General features: G+C 73.3%; 7 protein-coding genes and 2 pseudogenes. All 9 read right to left on the bottom strand.

Translation table 11 applies throughout. The features are described 5' to 3' along the window. Positions 1–432: pseudogene (locus tag OZN99_RS15075) on the bottom strand (hypothetical protein); the annotation flags it as partial. Continuing rightward, on the bottom strand, positions 429–2,612 hold the full coding sequence (locus OZN99_RS15070; protein ID WP_270936068.1) for a peptidase domain-containing ABC transporter: 2,184 nt from the start codon (positions 2,610–2,612) through the stop codon (positions 429–431). The pseudogene OZN99_RS15075 and the gene OZN99_RS15070, both read right to left, overlap by 4 nt. Then, on the bottom strand, positions 2,609–4,330 hold the full coding sequence (locus tag OZN99_RS15065) for an ATP-binding cassette domain-containing protein (RefSeq protein WP_270936067.1): 1,722 nt from the start codon (positions 4,328–4,330) through the stop codon (positions 2,609–2,611). Before OZN99_RS15065 ends, OZN99_RS15070 begins: the two co-directional genes overlap by 4 nt. 165 nt (positions 4,331–4,495) lie before the next feature. Beyond that, positions 4,496–5,287, bottom strand: coding sequence for an enoyl-CoA hydratase-related protein (locus OZN99_RS15060; protein ID WP_270936066.1), 792 nt, complete (start codon positions 5,285–5,287; stop codon positions 4,496–4,498). Next, complete coding sequence (locus OZN99_RS15055; protein ID WP_270936065.1) at positions 5,284–7,392, bottom strand: hydantoinase/oxoprolinase family protein; 2,109 nt, start codon at positions 7,390–7,392, stop codon at positions 5,284–5,286. The genes OZN99_RS15060 and OZN99_RS15055 overlap by 4 nt, the downstream gene beginning before the upstream one ends. Then, complete coding sequence (locus tag OZN99_RS15050; protein ID WP_270936064.1) at positions 7,389–9,005, bottom strand: hydantoinase B/oxoprolinase family protein; 1,617 nt, start codon at positions 9,003–9,005, stop codon at positions 7,389–7,391. Before OZN99_RS15050 ends, OZN99_RS15055 begins: the two co-directional genes overlap by 4 nt. Positions 9,006–9,009: 4 nt before the next feature. After that, positions 9,010–9,987, bottom strand: a complete 978-nt coding sequence (locus OZN99_RS15045) for a Bug family tripartite tricarboxylate transporter substrate binding protein (protein ID WP_270936063.1) — start codon at positions 9,985–9,987, stop codon at positions 9,010–9,012. 69 nt (positions 9,988–10,056) lie between these two features. Then, on the bottom strand, positions 10,057–11,691 hold the full coding sequence (locus OZN99_RS15040) for a hydantoinase B/oxoprolinase family protein (protein ID WP_270936062.1): 1,635 nt from the start codon (positions 11,689–11,691) through the stop codon (positions 10,057–10,059). 11 nt (positions 11,692–11,702) lie between these two features. After that, positions 11,703–12,388: pseudogene (locus OZN99_RS15035) on the bottom strand (hypothetical protein); the annotation flags it as partial.

The following is a 12,388-nucleotide window of genomic DNA, read 5'->3' as shown; positions in this document are numbered from 1 at the left end:
GAACCCCGGCGCGGCCGGCGGCAGCGCGCCGCCGGCTGCCAACGCCGCCAGCCGTTCGGCCTGCAGGCGCAGCGCGGTCAGGCGCACGCGCATCTGGCCGAGCTCAGCGCGCGGCGCGGCATCCTGCAGGCGCAGCAGCGGCTGACCTTCCGTCACGACGTCGCCTTCGCGCACGAGAACCGCCTCGACGATGCCGCCCTCGAGATGCTGCGCCGGCGCGGCCGCCACGGATGTCTCGACCTGGCCCGGCGCGACGGCGATCTCCGGCAGGCGCGTCAGGCCCGCCCAGACGAGGAAGGCGGCGACCAGCGCCGCGGTGCCGAGGATGGTCGCGCGCTCCGCCCCCGTCAGCCGCACCTCCTCCAGGGCGAGGATGTGGCGGTCCGGCCGCGGCGCGCGGGTGGGTTCGGGCAGGGCGAGGATGCGGCTCATGTCGGGCGTCCGGCGTGCTTGAACACGGGCAGGCGGAGCGGCGCGGCGGATGGCGCGGCGCCGGGCGGCGGCACCTCTTCCACCGTTGCGTCGGCGATGCGCAGCACGCGGTCGGCAAGTCGCATGTGGCTGGGCCGGTGGGTCGCCATCAGGATGGTGGCGCGGCCGCGTCGCGCGCCAATGACGGCGGCAAAGGCAGCGGCCGCCGTCTCGTCGAGGCCGGCCACCGGCTCGTCCAGCAGCAGCACCGGCGCGTCGCGCAGCAGGGCGCGCGCCAGGCACAGCCGCACCAGCAGGCTGCGCGGCAGATTGCCGCCGGCATTGTCGCCGAGCCGCGTCTCCAGGCCGTGCGGCAGGGCTTCTATGGCCGCGAGCGCATGCGCCTCCGCGCAGGCGCGCCGCAGCGCGTCCTCGGTCGCATCCGGCGCGGCCAGGCGCAGGTTCTGCGCGATGGTGCCATAGAGCATCTGAGGGGTCTGCGGCACATAGGCCACGGCGCGGCGCAGCACCGCCGGATCATAGGCGCGCACGTCATGGCCGCCGACGCGCACGACGCCGGCCTGCGGCCGGTAGAGCCCGGCCACGAGCTTGAGCAGCGACGACTTGCCTGCCCCGTCCCCGCCGGTCACGGCCACGACCTCGCCAGGGCGGATCACGAAGCTGGTGCCGGCCAGCACCGGTTCCGCCTGGGACAGGTAGCGAAGGGCGACGCGGTGGAACACCACGCCGCCATGCGCTGGCTCCGCCATCAATGCGCGCTGCCGGGCCGGGCGTTCGGTCTCCAGCGCCATCATCCCGTCCACCTGGCGGATGGAGGCGCGCGTCTGTTCCCAGCGGGAGAGCATCAGGAAGGCGCCCTGCATCGGCGTGAGCACCCGCCAGATGAGCATCATCCCCGCGATCAGCGCGCCCGGCGACATCGCCTCAGCCAGCACGGCGCCGACGCCCATCGAGATCGCGGCGAGACCGGAGAGCGACACGATCGCCTGCGCAGCCGAGGTGATGCGCGCATTCAGCGCGCCGGCGCGGGCGGAGGCCAGCGCCGCCGCCGCAGCCGCGCCGGCATAGCCCGCGACCCAGCGTTCCGATGCGCCTGCAAGCCGGAGCGTCCGGTGCGCCTCGAGCAGCTCGATGGCCAGGACCTCCCGGGCCTGGCCAGCCTGCGACGCGGCATTGATCGCCCGCTGCGCGGCACCGCGCGTGGCCAGGAACAGCAGCGCGAAGGCCAGCGCGGCCAGCACGGGCACCGCCGCGATCCATCCGCCGAGCGCGAGAAGCAGCGCCAGCACCAGCAGCGTGAATGGCAGGTCCAGCACCGCCAGCGCGAAGGCGCCGGTCAGCATTTCCCGGATGCCGGCGAAATCCCGCAGGCGGGACACCTGCGCCGCCGTGCCGGCACGCTCCACCAGCGCGGCCGGCAGCGCCAGCAGCTGGCCGAAGATGGCGTCCGGTACGAGCCGGTCCAGACGTTCCCCGATGCGCGCCAGCGCCCGCTGCCGCAGCGCGCGGACGCCGACCTCGCCCACCACCGCGAGCAGCACGCCGGCCAGCAGCATGCCCAGCGCGTCGACCTGCCGCCCGGTCACGACGATATCGAAGACCAGCATGGTGAAGATGGGCACCGCGAGCCCGAGCAGCGTGACGAGCGTGGAGAGGCCGAGGAGCAGCGGAAGGGCTGGCGCGAACCGCCGTGCGACAGCGCCGACCCAGCTCTCGCGCGGGCGTGGCGGATCCGGCGGCACCGGGACGTAGAGCGTGCCGGCCAGGCTTCGGGATTGGGCGGCGCGTGTCAGCCCGCTGGCGCCGTCGAACAGCAGCAGGTCGCCGGCGGCGCCGCGGTAGAGGATGACGGCAGGCTGGCCGCGGCGCAGCAGCAGGGCGGGCAGGCAGCGCAGGTCGAGCGTGCCGGCGCGCAGACGCTGCGGTCGGGTGGGATGGCCAAGCCGCGCCAGCGCGTTGCGGATGTCGGTGAGGTCCGGCCGCGCCACGGCATGCGGCAGGGCGGCGAGGATCTCCTCGGGCCCGCCCTGCCAGCCGAGCAGCCCGAGCAGCGCGGCGAGGCAGCGCGTCAGGTCCGTCTCCTCGAGGCCGAGCGGATGCGCGACATGGATCAGCCCTGGCGGCCGGCGGGCCGAGCCGGCTGCCGGCTCGGCAAGCTGCGGCTGGACGAAGGCGTTCATGCCGCCGGCTCCAGCCGGGCGTTGGCGATGCGCAGCACGCGGTCCGCGCGCGACAGGGCGGACGGGCGATGGCTGACCAGCAGGATCGTCACGCCGCCGCGCAGCTGCGCGAGCAGCCGGCCGAGCCGCGCATCGCCATCGGCGTCGAGCTGCGAGGTGACGTCGTCCAGCAACAGGATGCGCGGGCGGCACGCCAGGGCGCGCACCAGGCCGATGCGCTGGATCACGCCGCGCGGCAGCGGCATGCCGCCGGCGCCGACGGGCGTGTGCCAGCCGCCGGGCAGCGCGGCCGCCACGCTGTCCAGGCCCAGCGCCGTGGCAAGCTCCATGGCGGGCAGTTCCAGGCCCGGCTCGTCCAGCGTCAGGTTCTCGAGCAGGGTCCCGGCGACCAGCGCGGGATCCGGCGGCACCAGCGCAATGGCGCGGCGCGCGGCCAGATGGTCGTGCCGCGCCAGATCCTGCCCATCCACCCGAACGGTGCCGGCTTCCGGCTGCAGCTCCCCGGCGATCAGCCGCAGCAGCGCCGACCGGCCGCTGCCGTTCGGGCCGGTGATGCCGAGGAACTCGCCGGCCGCGACGTCCAGCGACAGGCTGTCGAACAGATGGCCGCCGCCGAGCAGCGGGCCGAAACGGATGCCGCTCAGGCTTATGGCGCCTGCGTGGACGCGCAGGGGTGGCAGCCCAGGGCGCGCTTCCTGAGGCAGCAACTCCAGCTCGGCAACCCGCCGCCTTGCATCCGCGAGCGTCTGCCAACGTACCCAGAGCGCGATGCCGCCGAGCAGCGGCTGCATCGAGCGTCCGGCCAGCATGACGCAGGCGCTGAGGCCGCCGACGGTGAGCTGCCCATCCAGGACCATCAGGCAGCCCCAGGCGGCGGTGCCGATGGTGGCGAGATGGGCGAACAGCAGGCCGCCTTCCTGCGCCGCCGCCAAGGCGCCCGTCAGCTCGCGCCGCAGTTCGGCCGTGGTGCCCTGCAGCCGCTCGTAACGCCGCTCGAGCAGCGGTTCGGCGCCGAGAAGCTTCAGCGTGTTCAGGCCCTGGAGGACGTCGAAGAGGAAGTTGAAGCGACGCTCCTCGGCGGCGGCCAGGCGCTCGGCCCGGCGCCGCACGCGCCGGCCCGCCACCCAGCCAACCAGCAGGACCCCGACCAGCAGCACCGCGGGCGCCAGGGCAAGCTGCCCTGCGATCAGCGCGATGGCGAGCAGGTACAGCCCTGCGAAGGGCAGGTCGAGGATGGCCTGCAGGGCGGGGCCGGACCAGGCCTCGCGCAGCGTGCCGATCGCGGCCAGGCGCTCCGAGTACCAGCCATTGCCGTGCGCGTCGAAGGCGGCGGTGGACGTGCCGGCGATGCGCGCCATGGCCTGGGCTTGGGCACGAGCCTCTGCCGCCGCGGCCAGGCGCGCGAGCACTTCGGCCCGGACGACCCGCAGGGCGAATTCGAGCAGGACCGCCACGCCGACCGCCAGCGCCAGCAGCGACAGCGTGCCGGTGGCGGCCTGCGGCAGGATGCGGTCGTAGACCTGCAGCAGCATGATCGGCAGGGCGAGCGCCAGCAGCGTCACCAGCAATGTCGCGAGCAGCAGGGCCAGCAGCGCGCTGCCGCGCTGCGGCCTCAGCGCGGCCTGCAGCGGCGCCGCGAGCAGGCGTGGCGTGAGCGCGTCGTGCGGCGGAAGCTGGCCGGGACCAGGGTGGTCAGGGTCGGTGCGGGTGGGGAACAAGGCGGCAACCCGGAAGGCACGCCTGCCAAGGGGACGAGCGTGGGCCCCAGCCTAACGCTTGTTCCCTTATGCGAACGTAAACCGCGTTCGGGTCCATCGGACCCGCCTTCCCGGCGGGAGCCGACCTGGATGACGATGCTGCCGCGTCCGCAGGCTGCGGCGCGCCTATCGGCCGGTGAAGTCCGGCGCGCGCTTCTCCATCTTCGCCCGCCGACCTTCCGCGTAGTCCGCGCTGGCGTAGCAGCGGTCGGCCCAGGCCTGGGCAAGCCGGAGATCGGGCGGCCCATCGCGCCGGGCCAGCTCCCGGAAGGCGACCTTCGCCGCGGCCAGGCTCAGCGGGGCGTTCCGCGCCAGCTCGGCGGCCATCGCCTCCGCTTCCGCACGCAGCGACGCCTGGTCGGGCAACAGCCGATGCACCAGGCCGAGGCGCAGGATGTCCGCGCCGCCATGGCGGCGGCCCAGCAGCACCATTTCCCGCGCCGCAGCCTCGCCCACCACGTCCAGCAGCTTGATGATGTCCTCGGCCCGGTAGGGCAGGCCGAGCTTCACCGCCGGCACGCCCATGCTCGCCTCGGCGCTGCAGAGCCTGAGGTCGCAGAGCAGCGCGATCTCCAGCCCCGCGCCGAGGCAATGGCCGTGGATCGCGGCGATGGCGGGCTTCGTCAGGCCGCGCATCCGGTCGGCAACGACGTGCTGCAGCTCGTTGTATCGGGCAGCGGCCTCGGGGTCGGATCGCAGCGTCTCGAACTCGCTGATGTCGTTGCCCGTGCAGAAGGCGCGCTCGCCCGCGCCATCCAGCAGAAGCACGCGGGCGGCCGGGTCCTGCTCGATGCGCTCCAGCATCTCGGCAAGCTCTCGCCACATCGCGGCGGTGATGGCATTCAGCCTGCGCGGATGATCGAAGGTGAGGCGGGCGATGCCGCCCTCGACCGCAAGGCGCATGCGCCCGTGCGTCATGCCGCGTGCTCCGGCGCCAGGGGTGCGGGCGCGAACTCGGGGAGCGTGACGACGAGGTTGCCGCCGGCCTCCATCTCGGCCCTGGCGCCGGATGGCAGGACCAGCGTGGACATCCCGTCCTCCACCAGTGCCGGCCCGTCGAGGCGCATGCCGGGCGCGAGGCTGCGGCGCTGGAACACCGGCACGCTCGCCAGCGACCCCTCCAGGCGCAACCGGCGCTCGGTCGCTGCCGCGGGCCGGGGCTCGACTTCGGGCGCCAGGGCGTGTCCCGGCGGCGCGGCGCTGACGGAGACGCGGATGTTCACCACCTCGATGCCGTGCACCGGCGGCCGCCGCGAGAAGATGCCGTCATAGGCCGCGAGGAAGCCTTCGCGCAGCACGGCGTGCGCGTCGGCGCCGAAGGGGCCGGGCGGCAGCGCGGCGACGATCTCGTAGCCCTGGCCGGCGAAGCGCATGTCGGCACTGCGGTGCGCCTCGCGCGGGGCGTCCTTCCCGACCGTCGCCGCAACCACCGCGCCGGCTTCCTCCTCCAGCCGGCGGAAGGCGGCTTCCAGGGCCTCCGGCGCGATCCGGTCGAGGGGCCGCGCCAGCGTGGCGACGCGGTCCACCCGAGCGGGTGCCAGCAGCATCCCCAGCGCGGAGGCGACGCCCGCCGCCGGCGGGCAGACGATGCGGCGGATGCCGAGCCGGCGCGCGACCTCGCAGCCATGCAGCGGGCCGCCGCCGCCCGTGACGAGCAGAGCGAAGTCGCGCGCGTCGCGGCCATGCTCGGCGACATGCACCCGGGCAGCGGCGGCCATGGTCTCGTTCACCACCGCGTGGATGCCGGACGCGGCGGCAGCCGTGGCGAGCCCGCCGGCCCCGGCCAGATCGCCGACGGCGCGCTCGGCCGCGCCGGCGTCCAGCCGCATCGTCCCGCCCGCGAAGCCTTCCGCGTCCAGCAGGCCGAGCAGGAGGTTGGCATCGGTGACGGTGGGCGCTGAGCCGCCACGGGCGTAGCAGGCCGGGCCGGGCTCGGACCCGGCACTGCGCGGCCCGACCTTGAGCAGGCCGAGGGCATCGAGCCGCGCGATGCTGCCGCCGCCGGCGCCGATCTCGATCAGCTCCACGGTGGAGATGGCGAGTGGCAGGCCGCTGCCTCGGGTGAAGCGCCGCTCGCGCCCGGCCTCGAAGCGGTGCGCGATCAGCGGCTCGCCATCCTGCACGACGCACAGCTTCGCGGTGGTGCCGCCCATGTCGAAGGCCAGCAGGTCGCGGAGTCCGGAACGCGCGCCGAAGACAGCTGCGGCCAGTGCGCCTGCGGCAGGCCCGCTTTCCAGCAACTGCACCGGGACCCGGCGGGCCTCGTCCAGATGTGTCAGCCCGCCGTTGGACAGCATCATGAACAGCGGCGCATGCAGGCCGAGATCGCGCAGATCGGCCGAGAGGCGGCCCAGATAGGCGTCCGCCAGCGGCTTGATGTAGGCATTCGCGACGGTGGTGGAGGTGCGGTCGTATTCGCGGATCTGCGGCGCCACCTCGCTTGAGAGCGAGACGGGCAGGCCGGGATGCCGCTGCGCCAGGATGCGCGCGGCCTGCTGTTCGTGCGCGGGGTTCGCGTAGGCGTGCAGGAAGACGACGGCGAGGGACTCGATGCCCTGCGCCACGAGGCGCGCCGCCGCGTCCTGCAGGCTGGCCGCATCGAGCGGCACGTCCGCGCTGCCGTCGGGGCCCATGCGCTCCACGGCTTCCTGCCGCAGGCTGCGGCGGACCAGGGGCTCGGGCAGCGGCAGGTGCAGGTCGTAGAGCTCGTATTTGCGTTCGTGCCCGATCTCCAGCGTGTCGCGGAAGCCGGCGGTGGTGATGAGGCCCGTGCGCGCGCCGCGCCGCTCGATCAGCGCGTTGGTGAAGAGCGTGGTGGCATGCACGACGCGCCCGACGGCGGCATAGGCCAGTCCTTCGCGCGCGAAGAGTCGCGCGATGCCGGAGACCACGCCGCGCGCCGGGTTGTCGGGCGTGGTCAGTTCCTTGTGGGCGTGGAAGCGACCGGTCTCCTGGTCCAGCACGACCACGTCGGTGAAGGTGCCGCCGATGTCCACGGCGAGTGCGAGATGCGTCGCGGTCATGCGACGAGGCCATCCTCGATGTCGGCGGCCATCGCGTCCCGGCTGCGCTCCTGCGGCGGGCCGAAGCCGCCGCCGCCAGGAGTGCGGAGTTCCACCGTGTCCCCCGGTTCCAGGATGTGCTGCCGCTTGGGGTCCACCGGCGCGCCGTTGATCAGCACCGCGCCCGGCACGCCGGGCTCGCCGCCCGCGAGGCCAGGGGCCGCGGCTTCCACGCGCGTGCGCTCCGCCATGAAGGTGACGGCGACCGGGCGGCTGCCGCGGTTCTCGAACAGCCATTCCTGCCCGGTACCGCCACGATGGCGGCCCCGACCACCTGTGCCCACGCGAAGCCGCCGGTGCCGCACGCGGAACGGGTTGTGCTGCTCGATCATCTCGACTGGTGCGGCCGAGACGTTGCTGGGCCAAGAGAGCACGTTCGGGCCATCGCGCGTGGCGGAGGCGCCATAGCCGCCGTTCATGAAGAAGTGGTTCGCGATGGTGCTGCCATCCTCGCGCTGGCCGGCGAAGTTGAGACTCCAGAGCGGGGAGCCGACGCCGGCGATGACGCGATCCGGAATGGCCTGCGCAAGCGCCGAGAGGATCAGCGGCGGAAGGAAATGGCCGGTCAGCGCGCGGTTGGCGCCGGCCGCGGGCGGGGTGGAGTTGAGGATGCAGCCCTGCGGCGCCTGCACCGTGATGGGCCGGAAGGCGCCTTCGTTGTTCGGCACCTCGGGGCAGAGCGCCGCCTTCAGCGCGAAGGCGGTGTAGGCGAAGGTGTAGGAGAGGCAGACATTGATCCCGCGCGGCACCTGCGGGTCCGTGCCGGTGTAGTCGGCGACGATGTCGTCGCCCCGCTTGTGCAGCGCGAGCACCAGGCGGATCGGCTCCGCCAGCCCGTCGGTCAGCACCTCGGCGCGGTAAATACCGTCCGGCACCGCGCGGATGGCGGCGCGCATCGCGCGTTCCGACCGCGCCTGGATCTCCGCGGCAAGCGCGCCCAGGTCGTCCAGGCCGTACTCGTCCATCAATGTCAGCAGCCGGCGCTCCATCAGCTCCAGCGCGGTGAACTGGGCGAAGAGGTCGCCCATCACCTGGTCCGGCACGCGGGTGTTCTTGCGCAGCATGCGGGCGAAGGTGTCGTCCAGCACGCCGCCGCGCACCGCCCTGATCGGCGGGATCTGCAAGCCTTCCTCGAAGACCTCGCGCGATTCCGCGGTGCGGATGCGCCCGCCGATGTCGGGCGCATGCGCGGCGGAGCCGGCGAAGGCCACGAGTCGCCCGCGGCGGAAGACGGGGCGCGCCACGGTGATGTCGGGCAGGTGGCCGGTGCCCATCCAGATGTCGTTGGTCAGCAGTACGTCGCCCGGTGCCAGCGTCTCCGCCGGGTATTCGTCCAGGAAGTGGCGGATGGTGCGCGGCACCGTGCAGAGAAAGGATGGCACGCCGTCCGTCGCCTGCACCAGCGACCGGCCCGCCGCATCGGCCAGGACGCAGGCGAAGTCGTGCGATTCGCGCACGATGGTGGAGAAGGAGGTGCGCAGCAGCGCCGCGGCCGCCTCGTCCACGGCGGAGGCGAGGCGGGTCCAGAGCAGTTCGAGCAGGACGGGGTCGAAGCCCCGCGGCGTGTCGCGCATCCGCTCAGTTCACCCGGATGTTGGCGGTCTGGATGACGCGGGTCCATTTCCGCGTCTCCTCGGCGAAGAAGCGCCGGCTCTCCTCTATGGAGAAGCCGCGCTTGAGGGCGCCGAGCTGCGCGAGACGGTCCTGCATGGCGGGCTCGTTCAGCACCGCGACAGTGTCGGCATTCAGGCGCTGGAGCAGCGGCGCAGGCACCGTGGCCGGTGCGGCGAGCGTCATCCAGGCGGTCGCCACATAGCCCGGCAGGCCGGCCTCGATGGCGGGCGGAACACCCGGCAGCGCTGCGACGGGTTCGGCCGAGGTCACGGCCAGCGCGCGCACGCTGTTGGCCTGGGCCAGCGGCGGCACGGTGGGCACGTTCTCGAACATCACCTGGATGCTGCCGGCGACGAGGTCGTTCAGCGCGGCGGAACTGCCGCGGTAGGGCACATGCGTCATCTGCACCCCGGCGACCTGCATGAAGAGCTCGCCCGCCATGTGCGTGGAACTGCCGCTGCCCGCCGAGCCGAAGCTCAGCGCGCCGGGTCGCTGCCGGGCCAGCGCGATCAGCTCCTGCAGCGTGCGGGCGGGGACGGCGGGATGCACGATGATCGCGTTCGGCATCTCCGCCAGGACGGTGACCGGCGCCAGGTCGGTGTCCGGGTTGTAGGGCAGGCGGGCGTAGATCGAACTCGCGGCGTGGATGCCGATGGTGCCGAGCAGCAGCGTGTGGCCGTCGCCGGGCGCGCGGGCGACCTGCTCCGCACCGATGTTGCCGCCGGCGCCGGGCCGGTTGTCCACGATGACCTGCTGGTTCCACTTCGCGGCCAGGCGCTCGCCCACCAGCCGGGCCAGCACATCCGCCGTGCCGCCAGCCGCGAAGGGCACCACGATGCGCACCGGACGGTTCGGGAAGGGCGCGGGTTGCGCGCGCGAGGCGCGGGGCAGGGCGCCGAGCGCCGCGGCGATCGGCAGGAGTGCGAGGCTACGTCGCTGCATGGTTGCCATCCTTCCCTGTTCGTGACGGCGTCCCGTTTCCCGTCGCCGCGGTTCGCGCCGCGTGCGCTTTCATCTGCGGTAGGGTGCCGGATCGGTGACGTGGCCGGAAGCCAGGTCCGCCGCGAGCGCCCGCGGGTCGCGTTCCGCCGGGTCGCCGTGGCCGCCGCCGCCGGGTGTTGCGAGCAGCACCGTCTCCCCGTGCCGCAGCACGTATTGCCGCTTGGGGTCCACCTTCTCGCCGTTGATGCGCAGAACTCCGGGTGCACCGGCCTGGCCGCCCTCGATACCGAAAGCCGGAAAGATGGTGCGCTCCGCCAGGAAGGACACGGCGATCGGCGTCTCCGACCGGCTCTCGATCAGGATCTCCTGGCCGAGGCCCCCGCGGTGCCGGCCGGGCCCGCCGCTGTCCGGGCGCAGGCGCTTGTGGTGGATGCGGATGGGCGCGATGTGCTCGCTGATCTCCACCGCGGTGGAGGAGACGTTGGAGGGCCAGGACAGGCAGGAGATGCCGTCGCCGCGCACGTTGCCGCCCATGCCGCCGTTGAAGAAGAACATGTTGGCGTAGGGCTTGCCGGCGGCGTTCACGCCGGACTGGTTCATCCCCCACATGGGCGAGCCGGTGGCCGCCATCACGCGCTCCGGCACCACCTGGCCGAGGCAGCCGAAGACCAGCATCGGCAGGTAGTGCCCGATCAGCATGCGGGATCCGCCCGAGGCGGGGAAGACGGGGTTGACGATGCAGCCCTCCGGCGCGGTCACGGAGATCGGCCGCCAGGCGCCCTCGTTGTTCGGCAGGGTGGGCGTGGTGCAGACCTTCACCCCGTACATCGTCATCGCATAGGTGTAGCAGAGCGCGCAGTTGATCGCGCGGTCCACCTGCGGGTCTGTGCCGGTATAGTCCACATGGATGCGGTCGCCCGTGATGGTCAGCGCCATGCGGATGGTGACGGGCTTGTCCATCAGCCCGTCGGTCTGCAGCTCGCTGCGGTAGGTGCCGTCGGGCAGGGCGCTGATGGCGGCGCGCATCGCCGTTTCGCAGCGCGCCTGCACCTCCTGTGCCAGGTCGGACAGGTCATCGAGGCCGGCCTGGTCCATCAGGACCTTCAGCCGCTCCTCCATCAGATCCAGCGCGACCACCTGGGCCCAGAGGTCGCCCATGGTCTGCTCCGGCGTGCGCACGTTCTTGCGGATGATCGCGATGAGCGTCTCGTCCGCCTGGCCGGCGCGCATCAGCTTCATGGGCGGGATCTGCAGCCCCTCCTCGAACACCTCGCGCGGCTCCGGGCTGCGGATCTTGCCGCCGATGTCGGGCGCGTGCGCGGTGGAGGCGCTGAAGGCCACCAGCCTGCCGTCGCGGAAGATCGGCTTGGCGACGGTGATGTCGGGCAGGTGGCCGGTGCCGAGCCAGAGGTCGTTGGTGATCAGCACGTCGCCGGGCTCCAGGGCCTCGGCCGGAAAGAAGCGCAGGAAGTGCTTCACCGTTTCCGGCAGGGTGCCGATGAAGCTCGGGATGCTCTCCGTCGCCTGCACCAGTGACTGGCCCTGCGCGTCGGTGACGATGCAGGAGAAGTCGTAGCTTTCCCGCACCAGGGTGGAGAAGGAGGTGCGGACGAGCGCCGCCGCTGCCTCGTCCACCAGCGAGATCAGGCGGCGCCAGAGCAGTTCCAGCTCGACCGCGTCGAAGCGGCGGGGGGTGGGTTGCATGGCGGGCATCCTCAGGCCGTGCGCTCGGCCAGGATGGAGAGGTCGGGCAGCACGCTGATCCGCGCGTCCGGGCCGACAACGAAGGTGCTCTCGTTCTCCTCGAACACCGCGGGGCCGTCGAGGCGCGTGCCGGCCGGCAGGGCGTAGCGGTCATAGACCGGGGTCTCGACCTCGCCGCCGGCCTCCGGGAAATGCACGGGGCGACGGCCCTTCAGGGCTGCCTCGGCGGCATGCGTCTCCAGGCGCAGCGCCGATCCCGCGCCGGGCATGGGCGCGGCAATGGACAGGCGCAGCGCGACGAACTGCGCCGCGGCGCCGGGCGGCGTGCGGCCGAACAGGCGGCGATAGGCGGCTTCGAAGGCGTCCAGCACGCCTTGCGCGGAGAGCGGGTCCGGCAGGCCGACCGTGATCTCGGAGCCCTGTCCGACATAGCGCATGTCGGCCAGCTTGCGGACGCTGCGCTGCGCGAGGTCGGCGCCGCTGGCGCGCACCACCGCCTCGGCCTCCGCCTCCAGCGCGGCGAGCAGGCGCGCGGCTTCGGCCCAGTCCGCCTGCGCGACGGGCTGGTTGAAGGAGGCGACGCGGTCCACGCGGGCGGGCGCCATCAGCATGCCGAAGGTGCTGCCCACGCCGGCGCCGGGCGGGCAGACCACGCGGCCGATGCCGAGCTTGCCGCCGACCTGCCACGCATGCACCG

Source organism: Falsiroseomonas oryzae, from assembly GCF_027856955.1.
GTDB lineage: Bacteria > Pseudomonadota > Alphaproteobacteria > Acetobacterales > Acetobacteraceae > Falsiroseomonas > Falsiroseomonas oryzae.
Note: the sequence above shows the minus strand (reverse complement) of the source record. Positions and strands in the feature narration are given on the sequence as shown.

Bases quoted from the DNA above. Each gene is read 5' to 3' on its own strand.
- OZN99_RS15070 (WP_270936068.1), bottom strand. From the start codon at position 2,612: ATGAACGCCTTCGTCCAGCCGCAGCTTGCCGAGCCGGCAGCCGGCTCG.
- OZN99_RS15060 (WP_270936066.1), bottom strand. From the start codon at position 5,287: ATGACGCACGGGCGCATGCGCCTTGCGGTCGAGGGCGGCATCGCCCGC.
- OZN99_RS15055 (WP_270936065.1), bottom strand. From the start codon at position 7,392: ATGACCGCGACGCATCTCGCACTCGCCGTGGACATCGGCGGCACCTTC.
- OZN99_RS15050 (WP_270936064.1), bottom strand. From the start codon at position 9,005: ATGCGCGACACGCCGCGGGGCTTCGACCCCGTCCTGCTCGAACTGCTC.
- OZN99_RS15045 (WP_270936063.1), bottom strand. From the start codon at position 9,987: ATGCAGCGACGTAGCCTCGCACTCCTGCCGATCGCCGCGGCGCTCGGC.
- OZN99_RS15040 (WP_270936062.1), bottom strand. From the start codon at position 11,691: ATGCAACCCACCCCCCGCCGCTTCGACGCGGTCGAGCTGGAACTGCTC.